Annotated in this window: 23 protein-coding genes; 18 read left to right on the plus strand and 5 right to left on the minus strand. The window is 34.6% G+C overall.

The features are described from left to right. Positions 1–84: 84 nt before the first annotated feature. Both FLACHUCJ7_RS19825 and dnaK read right to left on the minus strand, forming a co-directional pair. Positions 85–357, minus strand: coding sequence for a helix-turn-helix domain-containing protein (locus FLACHUCJ7_RS19825; protein ID WP_230408883.1), 273 nt, complete (start codon positions 355–357; stop codon positions 85–87). A 201-nt stretch (positions 358–558) separates the two neighbouring features. Then, positions 559–2,442 carry a molecular chaperone DnaK gene (dnaK, locus tag FLACHUCJ7_RS19830; RefSeq protein ID WP_078229859.1) on the minus strand — a complete coding sequence of 628 codons (1,884 nt, stop codon included), beginning with the start codon at positions 2,440–2,442 and terminating at the stop codon, positions 559–561. Between the two features lie 511 nt (positions 2,443–2,953). Between dnaK and FLACHUCJ7_RS19835 the strand changes: the two genes are divergently transcribed. Beyond that, complete coding sequence (locus FLACHUCJ7_RS19835) at positions 2,954–3,391, plus strand: acyl-CoA thioesterase (RefSeq protein WP_163394670.1); 438 nt, start codon at positions 2,954–2,956, stop codon at positions 3,389–3,391. Positions 3,392–3,468: 77 nt separating this feature from the next. On the opposite strand, the gene FLACHUCJ7_RS19840 is transcribed toward FLACHUCJ7_RS19835, so the two are convergent. After that, positions 3,469–6,447 (minus strand): LamG-like jellyroll fold domain-containing protein, encoded by a 2,979-nt coding sequence (locus tag FLACHUCJ7_RS19840; protein ID WP_230408884.1) that lies wholly within the window; start codon positions 6,445–6,447, stop codon positions 3,469–3,471. A 228-nt stretch (positions 6,448–6,675) separates the two neighbouring features. Here FLACHUCJ7_RS19840 and FLACHUCJ7_RS25475 point away from each other — a divergent pair, with 228 nt between their 5' ends. The 6 genes from FLACHUCJ7_RS25475 (at position 6,676) to FLACHUCJ7_RS19865 (ending at position 11,209) form a co-directional block, all read left to right on the plus strand. Next, complete coding sequence (locus tag FLACHUCJ7_RS25475) at positions 6,676–6,903, plus strand: hypothetical protein (RefSeq protein ID WP_230408885.1); 228 nt, start codon at positions 6,676–6,678, stop codon at positions 6,901–6,903. Positions 6,904–6,936: 33 nt separating this feature from the next. After that, positions 6,937–7,434, plus strand: a complete 498-nt coding sequence (locus FLACHUCJ7_RS25480; RefSeq protein ID WP_230408886.1) for a mechanosensitive ion channel family protein — start codon at positions 6,937–6,939, stop codon at positions 7,432–7,434. A 245-nt stretch (positions 7,435–7,679) separates the two neighbouring features. Beyond that, on the plus strand, positions 7,680–8,672 hold the full coding sequence (locus FLACHUCJ7_RS19850; protein ID WP_180910168.1) for an alpha/beta fold hydrolase: 993 nt from the start codon (positions 7,680–7,682) through the stop codon (positions 8,670–8,672). Positions 8,673–8,695: 23 nt separating this feature from the next. Beyond that, positions 8,696–9,085 carry a DUF1398 domain-containing protein gene (locus tag FLACHUCJ7_RS19855; RefSeq protein ID WP_078229856.1) on the plus strand — a complete coding sequence of 130 codons (390 nt, stop codon included), beginning with the start codon at positions 8,696–8,698 and terminating at the stop codon, positions 9,083–9,085. Between the two features lie 18 nt (positions 9,086–9,103). Beyond that, positions 9,104–9,955 carry a sulfurtransferase gene (locus tag FLACHUCJ7_RS19860; RefSeq protein WP_180910169.1) on the plus strand — a complete coding sequence of 284 codons (852 nt, stop codon included), beginning with the start codon at positions 9,104–9,106 and terminating at the stop codon, positions 9,953–9,955. 21 nt (positions 9,956–9,976) lie between these two features. Next, positions 9,977–11,209 carry an ATP-binding cassette domain-containing protein gene (locus FLACHUCJ7_RS19865; protein WP_180910170.1) on the plus strand — a complete coding sequence of 411 codons (1,233 nt, stop codon included), beginning with the start codon at positions 9,977–9,979 and terminating at the stop codon, positions 11,207–11,209. A 163-nt stretch (positions 11,210–11,372) separates the two neighbouring features. Here the strand turns inward: FLACHUCJ7_RS19865 and FLACHUCJ7_RS19870 are convergent, their stop codons facing one another. Then, positions 11,373–11,807, minus strand: a complete 435-nt coding sequence (locus FLACHUCJ7_RS19870; protein WP_078229853.1) for a winged helix-turn-helix transcriptional regulator — start codon at positions 11,805–11,807, stop codon at positions 11,373–11,375. A gap of 99 nt (positions 11,808–11,906) precedes the next feature. Here FLACHUCJ7_RS19870 and FLACHUCJ7_RS19875 point away from each other — a divergent pair, with 99 nt between their 5' ends. Further along, the gene (locus FLACHUCJ7_RS19875; protein ID WP_180910171.1) at positions 11,907–12,707 is read left to right on the plus strand and encodes an SDR family oxidoreductase; all 801 of its coding nucleotides are present in this window, start codon (positions 11,907–11,909) and stop codon (positions 12,705–12,707) included. Between the two features lie 11 nt (positions 12,708–12,718). Next, positions 12,719–13,723, plus strand: a complete 1,005-nt coding sequence (locus FLACHUCJ7_RS19880) for an NADP-dependent oxidoreductase (RefSeq protein ID WP_180910172.1) — start codon at positions 12,719–12,721, stop codon at positions 13,721–13,723. A 144-nt stretch (positions 13,724–13,867) separates the two neighbouring features. On the opposite strand, the gene FLACHUCJ7_RS19885 is transcribed toward FLACHUCJ7_RS19880, so the two are convergent. Continuing rightward, entirely contained in the window at positions 13,868–14,509 is a 642-nt protein-coding gene (locus FLACHUCJ7_RS19885) for a protein-L-isoaspartate(D-aspartate) O-methyltransferase (protein ID WP_031455417.1), read from the minus strand. A gap of 198 nt (positions 14,510–14,707) precedes the next feature. Between FLACHUCJ7_RS19885 and FLACHUCJ7_RS19890 the strand changes: the two genes are divergently transcribed. The 9 genes from FLACHUCJ7_RS19890 (at position 14,708) to FLACHUCJ7_RS19930 (ending at position 22,566) form a co-directional block, all read left to right on the plus strand. Continuing rightward, positions 14,708–15,673 (plus strand): Gfo/Idh/MocA family protein, encoded by a 966-nt coding sequence (locus FLACHUCJ7_RS19890; RefSeq protein ID WP_180910173.1) that lies wholly within the window; start codon positions 14,708–14,710, stop codon positions 15,671–15,673. 89 nt (positions 15,674–15,762) lie between these two features. Then, positions 15,763–16,650 carry a 3-hydroxyacyl-CoA dehydrogenase family protein gene (locus FLACHUCJ7_RS19895; protein ID WP_180910174.1) on the plus strand — a complete coding sequence of 296 codons (888 nt, stop codon included), beginning with the start codon at positions 15,763–15,765 and terminating at the stop codon, positions 16,648–16,650. A 42-nt stretch (positions 16,651–16,692) separates the two neighbouring features. Then, positions 16,693–17,244, plus strand: coding sequence for a hypothetical protein (locus tag FLACHUCJ7_RS19900; protein WP_180910175.1), 552 nt, complete (start codon positions 16,693–16,695; stop codon positions 17,242–17,244). Then, positions 17,241–17,933 carry a YggS family pyridoxal phosphate-dependent enzyme gene (locus FLACHUCJ7_RS19905; RefSeq protein ID WP_180910176.1) on the plus strand — a complete coding sequence of 231 codons (693 nt, stop codon included), beginning with the start codon at positions 17,241–17,243 and terminating at the stop codon, positions 17,931–17,933. The genes FLACHUCJ7_RS19900 and FLACHUCJ7_RS19905 overlap by 4 nt, the downstream gene beginning before the upstream one ends. 73 nt (positions 17,934–18,006) lie before the next feature. Then, positions 18,007–18,354 carry a four helix bundle protein gene (locus tag FLACHUCJ7_RS19910; protein ID WP_180910177.1) on the plus strand — a complete coding sequence of 116 codons (348 nt, stop codon included), beginning with the start codon at positions 18,007–18,009 and terminating at the stop codon, positions 18,352–18,354. A gap of 126 nt (positions 18,355–18,480) precedes the next feature. Next, positions 18,481–19,842, plus strand: a complete 1,362-nt coding sequence (locus tag FLACHUCJ7_RS19915) for an exonuclease domain-containing protein (RefSeq protein ID WP_180910178.1) — start codon at positions 18,481–18,483, stop codon at positions 19,840–19,842. A gap of 30 nt (positions 19,843–19,872) precedes the next feature. Next, positions 19,873–20,709, plus strand: coding sequence for an ion transporter (locus tag FLACHUCJ7_RS19920; protein ID WP_180910179.1), 837 nt, complete (start codon positions 19,873–19,875; stop codon positions 20,707–20,709). Between the two features lie 153 nt (positions 20,710–20,862). Next, on the plus strand, positions 20,863–21,780 hold the full coding sequence (gene miaA / locus FLACHUCJ7_RS19925; protein WP_180910180.1) for a tRNA (adenosine(37)-N6)-dimethylallyltransferase MiaA: 918 nt from the start codon (positions 20,863–20,865) through the stop codon (positions 21,778–21,780). 36 nt (positions 21,781–21,816) lie between these two features. Beyond that, the gene (locus FLACHUCJ7_RS19930; RefSeq protein WP_180910181.1) at positions 21,817–22,566 is read left to right on the plus strand and encodes an acyl-[acyl-carrier-protein] thioesterase; all 750 of its coding nucleotides are present in this window, start codon (positions 21,817–21,819) and stop codon (positions 22,564–22,566) included. The last annotated feature ends 115 nt before the right edge of the window (positions 22,567–22,681 follow it).

The following is a 22,681-nucleotide window of genomic DNA, read 5'->3' on the forward strand; positions in this document are numbered from 1 at the left end:
TTCTATTGGATACAGAACACCAAACGAAATGGAATTATTACACCAGCAAAATGAAAAATTAGTAGCGTAAAAAGTCTCCACTTTTTAGTTGCAATTCCATTTTCCTTGTTCGACAAGTCTGTAGAGGGTTCTTTTGGCAATGCCAAAAAGCATGCCAGCTTCAGGAACAGAAATAAAAGCCCTGCTCTGGGGTATTTTATCTGCCAGCGCCTTGACCTGATCTTCAATTTTAAGCCGCCTCATCTTCTGTTTGTATGCTTTTTTACTGCATATATGTGAGCAGTAAACAGAAGCTACGGTTTTAGGAAGAAATTCCTCCCCGCAGTTAAGACATTGTTTATTTATTCGTTTCATCATCTTTGTCTCCCATTAAGGTACCATAAGAAGACATAAGTGCCACTTTGTCTCCTTTTAAGTGCCGGTACAAATATGGTACAAATATATGGCAAAAAATGATTAAAAAACAGCAGAAATTAAAAATAATAAAAAAGAAAAACCGCTGTAAACATTTCGTTTACAGCGGTTTAACACTTATTATTAACTGATATTAATCAGTACTTATTTGACTTCTTCGAATTCAACGTCTTCAACATTATCTCCTTGAGACTGATCTTGTTGTGGAGCAGCTTGTTGACCTTCACCACCTTGAGCGTACATTGCTTCTGTAGCTGTTTTCCAGGCTGCATTTACATTGTCTAATCCTTTTTGGATTGCGTCAAGATCCTGAGACTGGTGAGCCATTCTCAATTCAGTTAAAGCATATTCGATAGCTGTTTTTTGCTCGTCTGTCAATTTATCTGCTAACTCTTTCAATTGAGATTCAGTTTGGAAGATAGTACTGTCAGCTTCGTTTAATTTCTCAGCTCTTTCTTTTGCAATTCTGTCAGCGTCAGCGTTAGCTTCAGCATCTTTTTTCATTTTTTCGATTTCTTCAGCTGTTAGTCCAGAAGAAGCTTCGATACGGATATCATGAGATTTTCCAGTTCCTTTATCAGTTGCAGAAACTTTGATGATACCATTAGCATCAATATCGAAAGTTACTTCGATTTGAGGAACTCCTCTTGGTGCTGGTGGAATACCATCTAAGTGGAAACGACCGATAGTTTTGTTATCAACTGCCATTGCTCTTTCTCCTTGTAATACGTGGATTTCAACAGATGGTTGAGAATCAGCAGCAGTAGAGAATACTTGAGATTTTTTAGTTGGGATAGTTGTGTTAGACTCGATTAATTTAGTCAATACACCACCCATAGTTTCGATACCTAAAGATAAAGGAGTAACGTCAAGTAACAATACATCTTTTACATCTCCAGATAAAACTCCACCTTGAATAGCAGCTCCAATAGCAACAACCTCATCAGGGTTAACACCTTTAGATGCTTTTTTACCGAAGAATTTTTCAACTTCATCAGCGATTCTTGGCATACGAGTAGAACCTCCTACAAGGATTACTTCGTCAATATCAGATGTAGATAAACCTGCATCTTTTAATGCTTTAGCAACTGGCTCCATAGAACGTTTTACTAAAGTATCAGATAATTGCTCAAATTTAGCTCTAGATAATTTTTTCACTAAGTGTTTTGGTCCAGAAGCAGTAGCAGTTACATATGGTAAGTTGATTTCTGTTTCAGCAGAAGATGATAATTCAATCTTAGCTTTCTCAGCAGCTTCTTTTAAACGTTGTAATGACATTGGATCTAAACGTAAATCAATACCTTCTTCAGATTTGAATTCGTCAGCTAACCAGTCAATAATAACCTGGTCAAAATCATCACCACCTAAGTGAGTATCACCATTTGTAGATAATACTTCAAATACACCGTCACCTAATTCAAGAACAGAGATATCAAAAGTACCTCCACCTAAATCGTAAACAGCAATTTTTTGATCAGTTCCTTTTTTATCTAATCCGTAAGCAAGTGCAGCAGCAGTTGGCTCGTTGATGATACGCATAACTTTAAGACCAGCAATTTCTCCAGCTTCTTTAGTAGCCTGACGTTGTGCATCATTAAAGTAAGCAGGAACAGTAATAACCGCTTCAGTTACAGTTTGACCTAAATAGTCTTCAGCAGTTTTTTTCATTTTTTGAAGTGTCATTGCAGACAACTCCTGAGCAGTGTATAAACGGCCATCAATATCCACACGTGGCGTATTGTTGTCCCCTTTTACAACACTGTAAGGAACTCTTTTTGCCTCTTCCTGAGTTTCAGCAAAAGTGTGTCCCATAAAACGTTTAATAGAAGCAATCGTTTTTGTAGGATTCGTTACTGCTTGTCTTTTTGCAGGATCACCTACCTTAATTTCTCCACCTTCAACAAAAGCGATGATAGATGGTGTAGTTCTTTTTCCTTCTGCGTTAGGAATAACAACTGCTTCGTTACCTTCCATTACAGAAACACAAGAGTTCGTCGTACCTAAGTCAATTCCGATTATTTTACCCATTTTTTATATATTTAATTTTGATATACATTTTAATAACTCAGGTGGCATAAGTCAATCTTTGTGCCAATATAAAAAACCAAAGTAAATTGTCAGTTTACTATTGACACGCAAAAAAAAATCTGACAACATGGCATTTTCAAAACCTGACAAGTCTGGCACACGTCTATATTTCATGTCAATATTAAGGAGCCAAGTAGCTGATTCCTGCTATACTCTGTATTTTTTTATAATGAACCCCATCACAATAAAGAATGCTACTTCGAACGAAGTGCACTGAACTTCAATTAAAATAAAATTTAGGTTTAGAATTACTTGATGATCGAAATATAACGAATCCGAACAGGTCAGATAAATATAAAGCTAAGAATCTTGGAGTTTATTTTAACTTCCCTTAATTAATATAGAATCAATTCTTCAAAAAAACAATTCCAAAAATTAGCCTTTTTAAGACAAACTTTTTTTCTTTTATTCGTAATTTCGATTTTTAAAATTATTTAAATTACAATTAAAAATGGCTTCATTTATAAAAGAAATATCCTTTCGCTGGTCCGATCTTGATCCTAATTTTCATGTCCGTCACAGTGCTTATTACGATTTTGGTGCTCAGCATCGTATCGAAATCCTAAACGAATTAGGTTTAACTTTAAGAGTAATGCAGGAACAAAGTTTTGGACCTGTTTTATTTAGGGAAGAATGTGTTTTTAGAAAAGAATTAAAACTTTCGGATAAAATTTTCATCCATACCAAAACGTCCAAAATGAAGGCTGATGCTTCACGCTGGTCTATCATCCACGAATTCCGAAGAGAAGATGATACACTTTGTGCTACTATTACTGTTGATGGTGCCTGGATGGATACAAAACTTAGAAAATTAGCTTCTCCAACACCTGAAATTGCTGTCGAAGCATTGAGTATTTTCCCAAAAAGTGATGATTTTGTCGGGTTGTAAATAAACCGGATTCCTTAAAATTATAAAACCGTTACAAATTAATGTAACGGTTTTATTTTATAACAAATATTCTGTTTTTATTCTGCTACAATTTTGTAATTGCCATTTAAATTTTCTCCTGAAACGTTTAGGATATAAAGTCCTGCTACTTTTTTATTGGATATATTCAAAATAAAAGTTCCATTCCCGTCTGACGTAATCTTTTCTTTAAGAATGATTTTCCCGGTCACATCACTTAAAGTTGCAGTTACAAAAGACAAATTACTATCCGGAATATGGATAAAAATCTTCTCTTTTACCGGATTAGGATATACAACAACATTACTTTTACTTTGATTGAATTTATTGGTATTCAAAAATGTTTGATTGTATAAAGCTGTAACTTCTGCAGCAGTTAAAGCATAATTAAACATTTTAAGTTCATCAAATAATCCTTTGTACGGTGCCGGAGTAGTATTGGCATACAACTCAAGTGCCCCAATATTACCAATTACCAAATCTGTTGCTTCTCCAATACCCACTGCTGTTCCTGTTGCATCGGTTTTTTCATTTGTAAAAACTCCATTGGTGTATATCTTTAATTTTGATGTGGCAACATCTCTCATAATAATCACATTGACCCAATTTCCAGTAAAATAGCTCGTAGCTGCCAATGATGATACAAGTTCTGTTTTTGTTTTATCATCATCTATGGCAAAACGCAATTGATTGCTCTTAATTTCTACATTAAATCTTCTGCCTGTCGCACCTGTTGTTGTATTTTTTGTCATTGAACCTTTGCATAATATATAAGAACTTAATGTTGAACCAGCAGGTATTAAACTAGCATCGGCCTTCATCCAAAATGAAACCGTAAAAGAATTTTTATCAAATAATATCTGATCCTGATTTGGGATACTTACCATAAGTTTATTTGGCAATAATGTTGCAAAATCTATAGCTTTGTTCTCTTTTCCTGCTACACGAACAGTCCCATTATCGAAAGCTGCGTCTAACTGACCATTATTTGCATAGTTTGTAATATCAGCAATTTGCTGACCTTCTCCTGCAGTTTCCTTAAACGGCCAATGACCAACAAGTTCTGGTGTGAGGGCACGGAAATTCCATACATCGCCAGTTATTGTTCCTTTAGCATTAGAAGCATCAATTCTCCAATAGTACGTTATTGCCGGACTTAATCCTGTGAGTTGATATACTGGAGCAGTAACATAAGCTACATCACTCAATTTTGTTAAGTTTAAAGGATTTGTACCAAAATAAACAGCATAAGTTATTGTGTTTGTACTTCCGCTCCATTTCAACGTTAAATTACCGCCTGACAACTGAATGTTAGTAAGTCCTGTACCCGGATTAGGTGCTGAGGCTTTTGTCGGTGCCGACGGAATAGGTGGTGTCGTTACCGTTCCTGTTTCGTATACAGATGATTCTGTAGTATTTTTTGCTTTAACGCGATAATAATATTGGGTATTTGGATCTAAACCAGTGTCATTATAACTTGTAACGTTTGCTCCAAGGGTAGCGATAACATTATAATCTGTACCATTCACTGAACGCTCCACGATATAATTATCCTCATTAGTAGCTGCATCAATCCAATTTATTTTTAAAGAACTTGATGGTGGAACTTCAGTAGAAACCACATTAGTAAAATTCACATTTGACGGTGGGAGAACAAAATCTGCAGGTGTTGTGTTTGTTAATCCGTTAATATACACTTCAATATTCAGATAAGGAGCGTTTGTTGTACTTACTAATAAGGCATCAGCCGTATTTTTGTCTAATCCGTTAGCATCTTCCCAGGTATCAGGCATTCCATCATTATCGGTGTCCAAAGGAGCAGGAGCGCCATAAACATGTCCTGCTCCACCGTTGATAAAACCAAACTTACTTGTCAAATCGCTTTGTACATACACATAAGTAGCCGTTGTCCCTTTAGACACTAAATCTGAAATCATTAAATTCTCCACCTGATCACGTCTTGGATACGAAGCACCAACATTCGCTACAATTTTATTATAAGCATCCACAGCAGACAATGTTGGGTTTTTCATCGGGTAATCATACGGTGCTGACAAAAGAGTGGCTACATCTCCCGTAGGATATCCTGTTAAGTCGTAAGGAACTAACGTACCATTTAGCACCCCATCCTTATTATTGTCAAAATAATTTCCTGCACCATATAAAGAGAAATTATCATTCCCTCGGTTAAAAGGTGATAAAACCGTATTACTTGTATTTGGTCCACCAATAAAATAGTTATTGATAATATTAACATCTGACCCCCCGGCAGAATCTCCGCCCATAATGTAGGCATCACCGGATTCAGTATGTCCATAAGTATTTCCGTAGTTCCCCCAGTTGTAGACAACGTTGTTTACAAACTCATTGATCCCTTTTACTTTATTGTTCCGGGTTTTGTTACATATATATAAATTACCTATTAAACTTATTTTACCCCCAGCCGGAGGCTGCATCAATCCTCCCGCTGAATGATTGTGACGGTGCATTCCCTGTCCAATAATAGAATTCTGAATCGTTATGTTATCCGGGCTTACACCTTTGCTATCCCAGTTAACAGAAAACACTTCGTCTGTACCCCAGGTAAAACTCATATGGTCCAAAATTATATTTGCCCCATTTGAGATTCCCGATGCATCCTGATTTTGAGTAGTCGCCCCAAAACGAATACGAACATAACGGGCAATCGTATTACTTGCTCCGGTAAATGACACCTTAGCCCCCAACAACACAATTCCCTCTCCTGTAGCTGTTTGTCCGGCAATAGTTGTGTTTTTTGCTATTGCAATCGAAGAGGCTACGTTAATAATACCTCCTACTTTAAAAATTACAAATCTTCCTTCCTGACTAACGGCATCACGAAATGATCCCGGTCCGCTGTCATTTAAATTCGTTACTAAATAAATCTGTGGATTTGCAGCTCCTCTCGCTCCTGTGGTAAATCGTCCAAAACCGGTAGCTTCCGGAAATGCTAATGTCTGGGCATTCAAATCACCATAAAAAGTGATTAACCCGCAAATCATAAAAACTTTAAGCATATGCCTAAATGTTAAAGTACTTTTTTTGGTCATAATTGGTTAAAATTGGTTAAATAGTTATAACCAATTTAGTTATAAGCTAATAAGATACTGTCCTGCCCCATCCTGCATCCTTTTAACGTTTCATTAATATCTGTGAGGTAATTCCTTCAATATTATGAAGCTATTTTTGATAGCTGTAAAACTTCGTGAATTAGCTTTTTAATGTCTAATTCAGAATTAAATCGTATGATCGACTTCACAAAAGACTTCACAAAAGACTTCAGAATAGCTGTCTTCATAGCTATAATAGTCATCACAACCATTATTTTAGGTGCGATAACAGAAAAAGTACTACGCTACTTTTTATATCAAAAGTTGAACAATAAAGAATACGATCCAACGGGTTTTAAATTTTTGAAACATTTAATTATTATGGTGATTTACATTTTAGGATTTGCTTTTGCTTTAATCTAAATTCCCGAATTTAAGATTATAGGACATTCTTTTTTGGCAGGTGCCGGCGTTATTTCTTTAGTAGCAGGTCTTGCTTCTCAACAGGCTTTAAGTAATATTGTAAGCGGTATTTTTCTGGTCATTTTCAAACCCTTTAAAATTAATGACAAAATCACTATTGATAATTTTGTCGATACGGTCGAAGATATCAATTTAAGACAGGTTGTTCTGAAAGATGCAGAGATCAATCGAATCATCATTCCGAATTCCGTCATTAGTAATCAGATTATCATAAATACCAATATGCACGACACCAAATGCTGTAAAATAATCGAAATTGGGATTGGATATGAATCTGATATTGACAAAGCATTACAAATAATGAAAGAAGAAATTGCCAAACATCCTCTTTTTATTGACACCAGAATTCCAGAGAATAAAAAGCAGAAACAACCTTTAGTAGGTGCAAGAGTTGTGGCTCTGGCCGATTCAAGCGTAACTCTGAAAGCATGGGGCTGGGCAAAAAATTCTACAGATGGTTTTGTAATGTAGTGTGATTTATTGCAAAGCATAAAAAAACGTTTTGACCAAGCTGAAATAGATATTCCTTATCCACAAAGAGTCGTTACAATAAAAACAGATCAAAGTCAGCCTCATTCCTAAAGCAGCATTAAATATCGTATCTCTAATAGGCTCATTTTATATTATTCCCACTTTCTGATAATTTTAAGATTATAATTTTTGCCTTTCAAATGCATAGCGGTAAATTTATAATTCTCAAATAAATTCGCTTTCAAATGAAAACCATAAAACTTTTATTATTGCTGCTCCCTCTTATTTGCTTTTCGCAGGAAGAAAAGATAAAACAGCTGGATATTAATTTAACAAATTACGAATATCCTTTTCCTGTAAAGTTTTTTGAACTGAACAATCAGCGTCAGTTTTTAAAAATGGCTTATATGGACATAACCCCTTCCAACTACAACCATAAAAATATTGTTTTACTGCACGGAAAAAATTTCAACGGAGCGTATTGGGAAACCACTATCAAAGCCCTTACAAAAGAAGGTTTCAGGGTTATCGTTCCTGATCAGATTGGTTTTGGAAAATCATCAAAACCGAATAATTTTCAATACACATTTCAGCAGTTTGCTGAGAATACCAAAAAACTTTTAGAACATTTAGGAATTGAAAAAACAGCTGTTTTAGGACATTCTATGGGCGGAATGCTGGCTACAAGGTTTGCACTGATGTATCCTGAAACTGAAGAAAAATTAATCCTTGAAAATCCAATCGGTTTAGAAGACTGGAAATTAGTTGTTCCGTACAAACCTGTCGATTGGTGGTACGAAAGCGAATTAAAACAAAATTACGAAGCCATCAAAAAATACCAAATGGCAAATTATTATGATGGAAAATGGAATACTGATTTTCAAAAATGGGCTGAACTCGGCGCCGGCTGGACAACAGCACCCAATTATAGTATTGTAGCATGGAATTCGGCATTGATGTACGATATGATTTTTACCCAGCCTGTTTTATACGAATTTAAAAATATCAAAAGTCCAACACTATTAATCATTGGAACAAGGGATAAAACCGCTTTAGGAAAACCACTTGTTTCGGAAGAAGTAAGAAAAACAATGGGCAATTATGCCGAATTGGGCAAAAAAACACAAAAAGCAATTCCCTATTGTAAACTTGTAGAAATTGCAGACACCGGACATTTGCCACATATTGAATCTTTTGATGCATTTATAAAACCATTAATCGTATTTTTGAAGCAATAAAAGTTAACCTTAAATCAAATTTTATGTTTACAATAGAACAAATAAAAGAGGTGCATGCCAAAGTAAAAAGCGGTGCCGATTTTCCAAATTATATACAGGATTTAATTATTTTGGGCGTAAAAGGATATGATACCTTTGTAAACGACGGCCATGTGGAATATTATGGTGTAAATAATTATTCTGTAATTTCAGAAGAAAAATACCCTGAAATAAAAGTTGAAGATACAGCCAGCAAAGAGCGTTTTATAGAATTTCTGGTAGCACATCAAGACGGTCAGACCGATTATATTACATTTTGCAATCACTCCGGACAGTGCGGAATCGCGAAATGGCGTGTTGATATTATCGAGATGACCTGCACTTATTTTGACAAATCAGGTGCCGAAATTTTAATTGAAAAAATTCCGGGTTAATTTTTAGAACGAAATCATATGTCGCAAAATTGGTCTCCCATAATTAATCCCGAAGCATTACTTAAGTTAAAAAATTCATCTGAATTTATTTTAATCGATGCGAGAGCGGGACTCAATGCCGAAGAAAATTACAAAAAGGAACATCTAAAAGGTGCCCGTTACGTCGATTTAAACAAAGATTTAGCTACTGCCGACTGCAATCCTGCAAATGGTGGGAGACATCCTTTACCTTCATTGGATAAATTTGCAGAAGTACTTTCAAAACTTGGCATTACACCGCAAAGTCACGTTATTATTTATGATGATAAAAACGGTTCAAACGCTGCTTCCAGATTTTGGTGGATGCTAAAAGCTGTTGGCCATGAAAAAGTACAGGTTTTAAACGGAGGTTTACTGGCTGCAATACAAGCAGGTTTTCCTGTAAGTTCAGAAACAGAAAGTTTTGAGAAAGCTGAAAAATATCCGGTTACAAACTGGGAGCTCTCTTTAAGCAACATCAAAGAGGTAGATAAAGCCCGCAACAATCCTGAAAATATCGTTATTGATGTAAGAGACAAAAACCGTTTTGAAGCTCTTACAGAACCACTTGATTTGATTGCAGGTCATATTCCGGGTGCGGTTAATGTTCCATTTAGCGAAAACTTAGACGAAAATGGTTTTTATCTTTCTGCTGAAAAACTGGCAAAAAAATACACTGAAATTTTAGGAAATGTAAAACCCGAAAATGTAATCGTTCATTGCGGTTCAGGGGTTACAGCCTGCCACACTTTGCTAGCTATGGATTATGCCGGAATTCCAATTCCACAGCTTTACGTAGGTTCCTGGAGCGAATGGTCACGAAATAATCTGCCAATGAACACTAAAAAATAATATCCTTTCAAGAAATACATAATGCATCAAAAACAACATTGGGACATTCTTTTAACCAATCAGGTAAATAAAAAAAAGTTCATAGACTCCCTCCTATCCGGCGAAGCCAAAGAAGAATTAGCCGTTTTTAACAACCAAAAAGGGATTTTATTCTCTGATATTTCAATTGAAAAATTTATTGAAAGAGAATACCAATACGAATCTGTTGAAGCTTCACCTGAATCTCACAGGCAATTGAGGACTTTTTCTTCGGGCGAACGCAAAAAGGAGTTCTTAAAATACTGTATCAGCCAAAATCCGGATTTTATCATTTTCGATAATCCTTTCGACCATTTAGATCAGGCTTCGCGTCTGGCTTTGGCTCTTTCTTTAGAAAAACTTACGGATACCATATCTATTATTCAGCTTGTAAATCGTACGGTTGATCTAATGGATTTTGTGGTGAATAAAGTCCAGATCAAAGACAATTCGTTTACTTTATACCCTATTTCAAAAACCGAAAACCATTTTAAAACCTTAAATACAGCTGCAATTCCAAAGGCTCATGATCCGGGTACTTTTCACGAAAGTGAATTAATAAAAATGGATCATGTTTCAGTAAGTTATGAAGATCGAAAAATTCTGGACAACATTTCATGGACCATCAAACAAGGCGAATTCTGGCAGTTAATTGGCCCGAACGGTTCCGGAAAAAGCACTATCTTATCCTTAATTACAGGTGATAACCCGAAAGGATATGGTCAGGATTTATTTTTATTCGGAAGAAAAAAAGGAAGTGGTGAAAGCGTTTGGGAAATCAAAAAGCAAATCGGTATTTATACCACCGCCATGATGGATCTGTTTCAGAAAAGTCACACCCTGGAAGAAATGATCCTATCCGGTTTTTTCGATTCTATCGGATTGTATATTCAACCGACAACTTTACAAAAACAAATCGTTGCACAATGGCTGGAAGTAATTGAAATGAGTCATTTAAAAAAGAAACGTTTTATAGATCTTTCAATCGGACAGCAAAGAGTAGCACTAATTGTTCGTGCTGTTTTAAAACATCCGCCTTTATTAATTCTGGACGAACCTGTGGAAGGTCTGGACGACGAAAACGTAGATTTGGTGATTCAGTTAATCAATACTATCAAACAGCAAACCAATGTAGCTATTTTGTACGTTTCACACAGAATCGAATCAGGTCTTGCTCCTACTTCAGTTTTTGAACTTATTCCTTCTGAAACGGGATCAGTTGGAAGAATTAAATAGCATTTTAAAAACAAAGAAACTTAAACTTTTATATGGTTACAAGGCTCTGCTTTTTTACAACCTGGCAGCTACTTTTGGAAGTTCGAAAAAACAAAACAACCTTTTTTAAATCGCTTTAAAAAAGGTTGTTTTTATTCTTAAATAGTTTATAGTGCTACTACTTTTAGCTGTCGCTTTTTTTCTCTTTTATTTTGATTTTCAATTCTTTTGTAATCTGTTTTACAAATTTCTCTTTGTCTTTCATGGCTTCTTTAATTGTTGCTTTTAGGTCAACTGGCATTTCGTAATATTTATCCGCCCAAATATAAACTTCCATAATTATAGGTAATAAGTCAATTCCTTTTGGGGTCAGTTTGTACAAAAATTTTGCTTTACTGTCCGGGTGAGCTGATTTTTCAATAATACCATTTTCTTCAAGCCCTTTCAGCCTTGATGCTAAAATATTGGTAGCAATACCCTCAGCCGATTTTAAAAAATCATTATAAGTGCACTTATTTCCAAACATCAAATCTCTGATAATGAGCAATGACCACTTATCTCCAAACACGTCAAGTGAGCAGCTCAATGGGCATTCTGATCTTTTTTTATTCAATTCCATAAAATATTTTTAAATTTTAACTTGCATTTTAAAAGTTGTTTATATATTTGCACTTGCATTTAGCAAGCGAATTTACGGATAAAATTAAAATAAATAATAATGAAAAAAAATATTTTAGTAACGGGTGCAAGTTCAGGCTTTGGTTTACTTATCGCAAACGAGTTACACAAAAACGGTTATAATGTAATTGGTACAAGTCGGAATCCTGAAAAGTATATAGGTAAGGTTCCTTTTCAAATGATAGCATTAGACCTTGATTCAGAACAATCGATAAATAGTTTTTCGGAAAGAATTTTTAAGAAAATAGGTCAATTGGATATTCTTATCAATAATGCCGGCTTTTTAGTCTCAGGTATTGCAGAAGAAACACCTGTTGAGTTGGGCAGGCAGCAATTGGAAACTAACTTTTGGGGAACTATTAAAGTAACTAATGCTGTATTACCCCATTTTAGAAAACAAAAATTCGGTAAAATAATTACTGTTGGTTCCATTATAGGGCTTGTTTCATTTCCTAATGCAGCTTACTATGCGGCTTCAAAACACGCATTGGAAGGTTATTTCAAATCATTAAGATACGAATTGAACGAGTTTAATATTAGTGTTGCCATGATTGAACCGGCTGCTTTTAAAACAAGCATTTTAGATAATTCCACAACAACATTAAATAAAATTGAAGATTACAATACGTTAAGAAATAAGATTGAAAAATTCACAGAAAACTTGGTAGATCAGGCCGAAGATCCTGCGATGGTTGCAGAAAAAGCACTCAAAGTTGTTCAAACAGACAAGCCGAAATTTAGAAATATTGTGGGCAAAGGGACTTCTGCCCTAATAAACCTGCAACATTTTGCTTATGGAGTTTTAGAAAAAAATGTTCTCAAACAATTAAACAAAGCCTAAAAAGAAAAAAAATGAAAGCATTCATAGTAAAAAAATACGGCAAAAAAGAAAAATTACATTTGTCAGATTGGGCAGTACCAAGTGTAAATGAAAATGATGTATTGGTACAAGTTCATTCTGCAGGTGTTAATTTATTAGATTCACTTATTAGAAATGGTGATTTTAAACTGTTCTTACCCTACAAGCCACCCTTTATCAATGGTCACGATGTAGCTGGTGTTGTAACCAAAATAGGTTCCAGAGTCAGCAAGTTTAAGGTTGGCGACGAAATATATTCTCGTCCGTCAGATTATAGGGTTGGTACTTTTGCTGAATACATTTCTATTAATAAAAATGATGTTGCCTTAAAACCCAAAAACCTTTCAATGGAGGAAGCAGGTTCTATTCCTCTGGTTGGTTTAACTGCCTGGCAGTCTCTAGTTGAAATAGGAAAAATACAAAAAGGGCAAAAAGTTTTCATTCAGGCTGGTTCGGGTGGTGTTGGCACATTTGCTATTCAGTTAGCAAAGCATTTAGGGGCTTTTGTTGCCACAACTACAAGCGCAAAAAATATTGAATTAGTAAAATCTCTTGGTGCCGATCTTATTATTGATTACAAAACGGAAGATTTTGAAACAAAACTGAAAGATTATGATCTTGTTTTACACAGTAACAGAGATTCAAAAATTTTAGAAAAATCATTACGAATTTTAAAGTCTGGCGGACAGCTTGTTTCACTAGTAGGCCCTCCAACGCCTGAATTTGCCACAACAATTGGTTTGCCCTGGTATTTAAAATTAGTAACGAAACTGATTAGTCTGGGAGTAAAGAAAAAAGCAAAAAAATTAAACACCAATTTTGTATTTCTGTTTATGAGAGCAGAAGGCAGACAGTTAAGCGAAATAACAAAACTGATTGAAACTGGGATTATAAAACCTGTTATTGATAAAGTCTTTTCATTCGAACAGACTAACGAAGCATTGTCTTATGTTGAAACAGGGAGATCCAGAGGAAAAGTAGTAATTAAGGTTAAGTAATTTTTGTATGTACAGCTCGGTAAAATTTCAGCTACAATATTATAACTATTGTAAAAACTAATTCTCTAAGACATTAAAACATTTTATTTATTAATCCCAAATAAAAATGCCCCATAAATATTAAATTATTTTGAGGCATTTTTTCTAATTTTTATCTTCTAATAAAGGTACGAATCTAAACTCTCCAAACTCATGTTTTTCAAATTGGGTTTCATTTTTTCGAATCAGCAAAGTCATAATCTGAACGTCTTCACCAAGCGGAATTACCAGTCTTCCTCCTATTTTTAATTGTGCCATTAAAGGTTGTGGAATAAACGGGGCACCTGCTGTAACAATAATGCTGTCAAACGGAGCATAATTTGGAAGACCTTTGTAACCATCTCCAAACGAAAGATGTTTAGGTCTGATATTTAATTTAGGAAATAAATTGGAGGTACTTTTAAACAGCTCTTTCTGTCTTTCAACACTGTACACTTTTGCACCCAGCATAAACAAAACAGCAGTCTGATAGCCCGAGCCAGTACCAATTTCGAGAATTTTATGATCTTTTTTTACTTCCAGCAGCTGCGATTGAAAAGCAACCGTGTAGGGCTGCGAAATAGTCTGCCCTGCTCCTATAGGAAAAGCCTTATCCTGATAAGCATAATCTTCAAAACTCGAATTTAAAAAAAGGTGTCTCGGAATTTTTTTTATCGCATCTAAAACCGCTCTGTCAGTAATCCCTTTTTGTTCTAAAGTGCTTACTAATTGATTGCGAAGTCCTTGATGTTTGGCAGTATCTTTCAAAATGGGTAGGTTTTATTTTTGCAAAAATAAGAAACTAAAAAGGAAATCAAATATTGATTTTTAATTATTAAATTAATAAAGTTGAAGGTCAAAAGTCGGAAGCCGTTACTCATAAATTTACAATTCACAATTCACAATTAGCTAAATTCATTTTCACTTTCGACAAATAAATTCTATTTTTGTTTAAAATACATTCTCATGTTAAAAGTAGGAGTTTTAGGTGCGGGTCACTTAGGTAAAATACATTTACGCTTATTACAACAATCTGACAAATACGAATTAGTTGGATTTTACGATGAAAATCAGGAAAATGCCGAAAGAATTTCAAAAGAATTTGGCTATAAAAACTTCAATACAATTGCAAAATTAATCCACGCCGTGGATGTAATCGATATTGTAACTCCAACCCTTTCGCACTATAAATGTGCCAAAGTAGCCATCAAATCAGGAAAACACATCTTCATAGAAAAACCAATTGCCAACACTGTTGATGAGGCCGAAGAAATTATCGCTTTGGCAAAAGAATACTATGTAAAAGGACAGGTTGGTCACGTAGAGCGATTTAACCCTGCGTTTATCGCTACCAAAAACATGATCGAAAATCCGATGTTCATTGAAACGCATCGTTTGGCCGAATTTAATCCTCGTGGTACGGATGTACCTGTAGTTTTGGATTTAATGATACATGATATTGATGCGATTTTGAGTGTGGTTAATTCAAAAGTTAAAAATATCAATGCCAGTGGTGTTTCGGTAATCAGTGAAACTCCGGACATTGCCAATGCACGAATTGAATTCGAAAATGGCTGTGTTGCTAATTTAACTGCAAGCCGAATTTCGATGAAAAACATGCGTAAAACACGTTTTTTTCAAAAAGACGCCTATATTTCAGTAGACTTTTTAGAGAAAAAATGTGAAGTTGTCCGTATGAAAGACGCTCCTGAAGTTCCGGGAGATTTTGATATGATTCTTCAAAATGCCGAAGGAGTAAAAAAACAAATTTATTTTACAAATCCGGACGTAGAACAAAACAACGCCATTTTAGACGAATTAAATTCTTTTGCCAATGCCATCAATACTGATACAACTCCGGTTGTAACATTAGAACAGGCTACAGATGCATTAAGAGTTGCCTATCAGATTATTGATTGTTTCGATAAATAATAAAAAAACAAACTTATTATCTTTAAGGTTTAAAGCAGGCTTCAAAGCCGCTTTAAACCTTAACTTTTAAAATTCAAATACCAGATTAGATGAAAACTATAGCTGTAATTGGTGCAGGAACAATGGGTAACGGAATTGCACATACTTTTGCGCAAAGCGGTTTTATTGTAAAACTGATTGATGTTTCTGAAAAATCATTAGACAAAGGAATGGCAACAATTGCGGCAAACCTTGAGCGTATGTTATCTAAAGGAACAATCACGCAGGAAGATGTTGCCAGAACCATTACGAATATCATTACGTATACTGATATTAAGGACGGTGTTGTCGGAGTTGATTTAGTAGTCGAAGCAGCAACTGAAAATGTAGAATTAAAACTGAATATTTTCAAACAATTAAACGAAGCCTGTTCGCATAACACTATTTTAGCAACAAACACCTCTTCGATTTCAATTACGCAAATTGGTGCTGTTGTTGCACATCCTGAACGTGTTATCGGAATGCATTTTATGAATCCGGTACCGATTATGAAATTGGTCGAAATTATTCGCGGATACAATACCAGCGATGAAGTCACCAAAATAATCATGAATTTATCTGAAAAACTGGGGAAAGTTCCAGTCGAAGTAAACGATTATCCGGGATTTGTTGCCAACAGAATTTTAATGCCTATGCTAAACGAGGCAATTGAAACGTTATACAACAAAGTAGCCGGAGTTTATGAAATCGATACCGTGATGAAATTAGGAATGGGACATCCAATGGGACCGCTTCAATTAGCTGATTTTATTGGTCTTGATGTTTGTCTTGCCATTTTAAATGTAATGTATGACGGCTTCAAAAACCCAAAATATGCTCCTTGCCCATTATTAGTGAATATGGTTAGAGCCGGGAAACTGGGAGTAAAATCCGGAGAAGGTTTTTATGATTACAGCGAAAGTAAAAAGGCGGAGAAGATTTCGAAGCAGTTTATATAAGTAATGAAAAATCTATTTTTATTGATCGTTCATTTTACAACAATGGTTTGTTTTTCTCAAAACGTAAAAATAGATTCAATTAAACAATTTACAACAAATGAAATTGATAGTATTTGTAAAAAAAATGGTAGAGATATCATTTCAGAAGGGAGAATAAGCACATCAATTGAAAGTAAAATCAAAAGGAATCAAACAAAGATTATAAATGGAAGTGGAGGATTCTCATATAAACTTTATGTAAATCATTTTAATAAAGAAAACTATGAAAAATTATCAAAGATTGAAAAAAGGAAATATGATTTTGATAAATATAGCGATTTAATAAAAGGAGATTATCACCAGGCTATTCATTATGAAAATTCATATTCAGAAAATATTTACGGCGAGTTTTACTATTTTAAAACCTCGCTTTTTTATGTAAAAATTAAAGTAATCAGAACTGAAAATAATAAAGAAGATATTTCAGAAACATTTAACCTTAGCCTTTCTGAATTAAATGATGCAAAAGTTTTAAAAAACATATTTTTAATGGACATTAAAGGTTTTGTAAATGAAAAAAATAATGAACTAATCAAGATTTATAATCGAAAATGAATTCAATAAAGCAAAATCTGCTAGAAATAAAGTCGACGCTTCCTGAGCACGTAACTCTGGTTGCGGTTTCAAAAACAAAACCTGTTTCAGATTTAATGCAGGCTTACGAAGCCGGTCAGCGTATTTTTGGAGAAAACAAAATTCAGGAAATGGCCGATAAATATGAACAAATGCCAAAAGACATTCAATGGCATATGATTGGCCATGTGCAAACCAATAAGGTGAAATTTATGGCGCCTTTTGTAAGTTTGATTCATGGCGTTGACAGTTTGAAATTATTACAGGAAATCAACAAACAGGCTTTAAAAAACAATCGGGTTATTGATTGCCTGCTTCAGATATATATTGCCGAAGAAGAAACAAAATTTGGTCTTGACAAAAAAGAACTGACCGCATTATTGTCTTCTTCTGAATTTAAAGAAATGAAAAACATTCGAATTCTCGGATTAATGGGAATGGCTACTTTTACAGAAAACCAAAACCAAATCAAAAAAGAATTCCTTCATTTAAAATCGATTTTTGATTCGCTTCAAAACAAAGATGCACAATGCCGGGACACACAGCAATGTATTTCAACAGCAGCACATTTTTCAACAATTTCAATGGGAATGTCAGGCGATTACCAACTTGCTATTGAATGCGGAAGCACAATGGTTAGAATTGGCAGTAGTATTTTTGGAGGACGCTAAAGCTTCAATATCAAAAATCAATGGCAAAAATCAATTACAATTAAAATGGCAATTTTAAAATATAAAATATAAAATGGAGAAAATATTCAATTTTGATGATCGACTGATTCGTTTTGCAGGAGAATGTATTTTCTTTACGAGACAATTAGAAAGAATCTTTGAAAATGAATATTATAAAAACCAGTTAATCAGATCATCCGGAAGTGCTTCTTTAAATTTTGGAGAAGCCCAGGGAACCATAACAGATAAAGATTTTATTTTTAAAGTTTCATTAGTTGTAAAAGAGTTTAAAGAATCCAGAAATTCTTTAAAAATATTAGACTATATAAAAGAAGGTGATAACGACAAAAGAAATAAACTTCTAAAAGAAGTAGAACAACTTATTGCAATTTCATCAAAAATGATAATAAATAAAAAGTAATTTTTTCAATAACAATAACAATGGCAATGACAATTTCAATAAAGAATTTCAATTTTAAAACATTGATTTTTGACATTGCAATTGATATTGATTTTTGATATTGCCATTGATTTTTGACATTTGAAAATGTACGCAATACTAGACATAGAAACCACCGGAGGCCAATTCAATGAAGAGGGAATTACCGAAATCGCCATTTATAAATTTGATGGCCATGAAGTCGTTGACCAATTCATTAGCCTTGTCAATCCCGAAATTCCGATTCAGCCTTTTGTGGCTAAATTAACCGGAATCAATAATGCTATGCTGAGTTCTGCACCTAAATTTTTTGAAGTCGCGAAACGAATCATCGAAATTACTTCTGATTGTATTATTGTAGCACACAACGCTTCTTTTGACTATCGAATCCTGCGTACCGAATTCAGACGTTTAGGTTATAATTTCGAATCAAAAACACTTTGTACCGTTGAACTTGCTAAAAAATTAATTCCGGAACAGCCTTCTTACAGTTTAGGAAAATTAGTCCGTTCCCTCGGAATTCCAATAGCCGACAGACATCGTGCAAGCGGAGATGCTATTGCCACGACCAAGTTATTCAAAATATTACTGGAAAAAGATCTGGAAAAAACTATCCTCAAAGATTTTGTAAAATTTGAAATTGAAAAAGGAATTTCACCAAAACTTCAGGATTTGGTAAACCAGATGCCTTCAAAAACAGGCGTTTATTACATTCATAACGAAGGTGGACATTTAATTTATATCGGTAAGAGTCTCAATATCCGAAAAAGAGTCAATCAGCATTTTACCGGAATTACAACCAAAAGCAAACGTATACAAGCAGAAGTTTTTACTATAACTTATGAGGAAACAGGAAGTGAATTAATTGCTTTGCTAAAAGAAAGCGAAGAAGTAAAAATAAACCGCCCAAGACACAATCGTTCACAAAAAAAGAGTTTTTTTCCATTCGCCATTTATGTTGAAAAAGATTCAAACGGCTATCTGAATATAAACCTCGGAAAAGCCGACGGACGCAAAAAAGAAATCACATCATTTGCTTCTTTGCAGGAAGGTAAAAATGCACTTTTCAAGTTCACCGCGAAATATCATTTGTGCCAAAAACTGACCGGTTTATATCAGACCAAGAAAGAATGTTTTCAATACAAAATCAAAGAATGTGATGGTGCCTGTATTGGCGAAATCACTACTGAAATTTACAATTTAAGGGTTCAGCAGTTTATTTCTGAAAATAGTTTTGAAAACAAAAGCATGATTTTAATAGACAGAGGCCGAAATGTAAACGAAAGAAGTGCTATTTTAGTCGAAAACGGAATCTATAAAGGCTACGCTTATTACGATTTGAATTATCAGATTACCAATATCGAAATCCTGAACAAAATCCTGATTCCGATGCAGCACAATCGCGACGTAAAAAACATTATTCAGCAATACATCCGAAAAAGCAAATCGTTGAAAATACTTCATTTTTAGTAAAACAAAACTTTCATTATCTTTAAGGATATGAAAAACAAAAAATCACAATACGAAATCTTCAGGGAAAAAGTCAAAATCATTCTGTATGGTACTAATACCATTTTAGGAAGAATGTTCGATTTAGTTCTCTTAGGTTTGATTTTATTGAGCGTTCTGCTAATAATGCTCGACACAGTTCAGGGCATCAGTTCCAAATATCATTACCAATTATGGATCTGCGAATGGATAATTACTATATTTTTTACCATTGAATATGTTTTGAGGATTATTTCCATCCAAAAACCGGTTAAATACATTTTCAGTTTTTACGGCATAATCGATTTATTGGCTGTTTTACCTATGTATTTATCTATATTTTTCCCCGGAGCAAGTATTTTATCCATTATACGCGCACTTCGTTTCTTCAGATTATTCAAAATACTGCATATTCCTCAAATCTCACATCAGTCCTTTCAACTGAAGGAAGCAATTGAAGCCAGTAAGGAAAAAATACTTGTTTTTATTTATTTCGTACTTATCAGTACCGTAATCATTGGTTCTTTAATGTATCTGGTCGAAGGAAAAGATTCCGGGTTTACGAGTATTCCAATGGGGATCTACTGGACAATTGTAACACTGACAACCGTTGGTTACGGAGATATTTCTCCTCAAACTCCATTAGGACAGTTTATAGCGGCGCTGGTCATGATTTTGGGTTACGGAATCATAGCAGTTCCAACCGGAATCGTAACTGCCGAATTTGCTAAAAAAAGTCTCAGAAACAATACCGTCTCTACAAAAACCTCTTGTCAGATCTGCGGTTCACAGCTTCATTTTGACAATGCTAAATTCTGTCACGAGTGCGGAACCGAATTACATCATTAATTTATGAAGCTATTCCGGCTGTACATTGCAACTCCTCCTTATCTTTGTTGTTTTTTAAGTCATAAAAGCAGCTTCTAAAGTCGCTTCTTTTAAGCCGCAAAAACTAACAAATATAAGTCCGGGGTTTCCATTTCCATCCGGGCTAAAAAACATATGAAATACCTAATTACCATTGTCGGACCAACAGCCATAGGCAAAACAGCCTTAAGCATTGCATTGGCAAAACATTTTAATTGCGAAATAATATCCTGTGACAGCCGTCAGTTTTTTAAAGAAATGACCATTGGTACAGCCGTTCCAAATCAGGATGAACTTGCAGCAGCAACACATCACTTCATTCAAAATAAATCGATATTCGAGAATTATACTGTTGGTGATTACGAAAAAGAAGCTTTAGCAAAAATCGAAGAATTGTTTCAAAATAATGATTTCGCAATTCTGATCGGCGGTTCCGGATTGTATGTTGATGCCATATTAAAAGGCTTTGACGAGTTTCCCGAAATCAACCCCAAAGTACGCTCAGAAGTCAATTCAAACTACGAAAAACTCGGAATCGAATATCTTCAGGAACAATTGAAAAACCTGGATCCTGATTATTTTCAAAAAATTACTTTAGAAAATCCACAGACATTACAGAATCCACAACGAATGATGCGTTTCACAGAAGTCTGCATAGGAACTCAAAAACCATATTCATCCTTTTTGAACCAGAAGAAAAACAACCGAAACTTCACTCCCATCCTAATTGGTTTAGAAGCGGACAGAGAAATAATTTACAACCGTATCAACCAACGTGTTGCTATTATGATGAACGAAGGTTTACTTGAAGAAGCAAAAACATTATATCCTAACAAAGCGTTAAATGCGCTTCAAACCGTCGGTTATAGAGAATTATTCAGTTATTTTGACGGAGAATTCACTTTGCCGTTTGCCATTGAGGAAATTAAAAAAAATACCCGAAGATTTTCCAAAAGACAATTAACGTGGTTCAAACGAAATGAAAACACGAAATGGTTCGATTATGCTGCGCCAAAAAGCGAAATCATAACATATATTGAATCTAAGATCTAAAATCTAAAATTCTAATAATCTAAGAAGTCTAAATTAATGCCAATATCACCAAACTTCACATCCATTCTAAGCAAAGACTGGGAAATCAATTTCACACAATGTACCCCAAACGGCTCTTTAAAATATACAGATCTCTGTAATATTTTACAATTGACAGCGGCGGCACATTCTGAAGTTGGCGGTATCAGCTTTTCTGATATGCAGGAGTTTCATCAGGCATGGGTTTTGAGCAGAATGCGCGTTGAGATTTCAGATTTGCCAAAATCCGGAGATATTGTAACTGTAACGACCTGGATTAACAGCCTGGAAAACTCACGATCTGTACGTGCGCTGGAAATGTACGTCAACGGAAAAAAAATAGTGGGCTGCGAAACGTATTGGGCCGTTTTTAACACACAATTACGCCGTCCTGAGGCCTTGGCATTACCTTATGAACATTTTAAATTATTCCCTGAAAAAAGAGCCACAACAGAAGGTTTTTCAAAAATTAATATCAATCACGAAAAAGAAGCCATATTCGAAAAAATAGTTTATTTATCGGATCTCGATATTGTAAACCACGTTAATAACGTAAAATATCTGGAATGGTGTCTCGACCATGTGAATCCCAAAAGAATTCTGAAGCAGGAAGTAAAAAGCTTTGAAATGAATTTCATGAAAGAGCTTTCATTAAAAGATACTGTAATAATTCACGAAAGCGATATTGAAGAGAGCTCGGCTACTACTTTTAGTATCACCAAAGGAGAAAAAACATGTTATGCCTTACAGTTAAACTGGAAAAAATAAGCCTTTTTAACATCCACAAAAAAACAAAAAGCTGGTTTCAATTAAGAAACCAGCTTTTTTATATGTATCAAAATGTGATTTTACATCTCACATTTCACAAAAATCATTTTACCCA

It is taken from the genome of Flavobacterium salmonis, assembly GCF_903819435.1.
GTDB lineage: Bacteria > Bacteroidota > Bacteroidia > Flavobacteriales > Flavobacteriaceae > Flavobacterium > Flavobacterium chungangense.

Coding starts and splice junctions, on each gene's coding strand:
- FLACHUCJ7_RS19835 (WP_163394670.1), top strand. CDS start 2,954: ATGGCTTCATTTATAAAAGAAATATCCTTTCGCTGGTCCGATCTTGAT.
- FLACHUCJ7_RS19860 (WP_180910169.1), top strand. CDS start 9,104: ATGTCGCAAAATTGGTCTCCCATAATTAATCCCGAAGCATTACTTAAG.
- FLACHUCJ7_RS19905 (WP_180910176.1), top strand. CDS start 17,241: ATGAATTCAATAAAGCAAAATCTGCTAGAAATAAAGTCGACGCTTCCT.
- miaA (WP_180910180.1), top strand. CDS start 20,863: ATGAAATACCTAATTACCATTGTCGGACCAACAGCCATAGGCAAAACA.
- FLACHUCJ7_RS25475 (WP_230408885.1), top strand. CDS start 6,676: ATGATCGACTTCACAAAAGACTTCACAAAAGACTTCAGAATAGCTGTC.
- FLACHUCJ7_RS19865 (WP_180910170.1), top strand. CDS start 9,977: ATGCATCAAAAACAACATTGGGACATTCTTTTAACCAATCAGGTAAAT.
- FLACHUCJ7_RS19875 (WP_180910171.1), top strand. CDS start 11,907: ATGAAAAAAAATATTTTAGTAACGGGTGCAAGTTCAGGCTTTGGTTTA.
- FLACHUCJ7_RS19840 (WP_230408884.1), bottom strand. CDS start 6,447: ATGCTTAAAGTTTTTATGATTTGCGGGTTAATCACTTTTTATGGTGAT.
- FLACHUCJ7_RS19850 (WP_180910168.1), top strand. CDS start 7,680: ATGAAAACCATAAAACTTTTATTATTGCTGCTCCCTCTTATTTGCTTT.
- FLACHUCJ7_RS19895 (WP_180910174.1), top strand. CDS start 15,763: ATGAAAACTATAGCTGTAATTGGTGCAGGAACAATGGGTAACGGAATT.
- FLACHUCJ7_RS19880 (WP_180910172.1), top strand. CDS start 12,719: ATGAAAGCATTCATAGTAAAAAAATACGGCAAAAAAGAAAAATTACAT.
- dnaK (WP_078229859.1), bottom strand. CDS start 2,442: ATGGGTAAAATAATCGGAATTGACTTAGGTACGACGAACTCTTGTGTT.
- FLACHUCJ7_RS19920 (WP_180910179.1), top strand. CDS start 19,873: ATGAAAAACAAAAAATCACAATACGAAATCTTCAGGGAAAAAGTCAAA.
- FLACHUCJ7_RS19890 (WP_180910173.1), top strand. CDS start 14,708: ATGTTAAAAGTAGGAGTTTTAGGTGCGGGTCACTTAGGTAAAATACAT.
- FLACHUCJ7_RS19900 (WP_180910175.1), top strand. CDS start 16,693: ATGGTTTGTTTTTCTCAAAACGTAAAAATAGATTCAATTAAACAATTT.
- FLACHUCJ7_RS19870 (WP_078229853.1), bottom strand. CDS start 11,807: ATGGAATTGAATAAAAAAAGATCAGAATGCCCATTGAGCTGCTCACTT.
- FLACHUCJ7_RS19915 (WP_180910178.1), top strand. CDS start 18,481: ATGTACGCAATACTAGACATAGAAACCACCGGAGGCCAATTCAATGAA.
- FLACHUCJ7_RS19855 (WP_078229856.1), top strand. CDS start 8,696: ATGTTTACAATAGAACAAATAAAAGAGGTGCATGCCAAAGTAAAAAGC.
- FLACHUCJ7_RS19825 (WP_230408883.1), bottom strand. CDS start 357: ATGATGAAACGAATAAATAAACAATGTCTTAACTGCGGGGAGGAATTT.
- FLACHUCJ7_RS19930 (WP_180910181.1), top strand. CDS start 21,817: ATGCCAATATCACCAAACTTCACATCCATTCTAAGCAAAGACTGGGAA.
- FLACHUCJ7_RS19910 (WP_180910177.1), top strand. CDS start 18,007: ATGGAGAAAATATTCAATTTTGATGATCGACTGATTCGTTTTGCAGGA.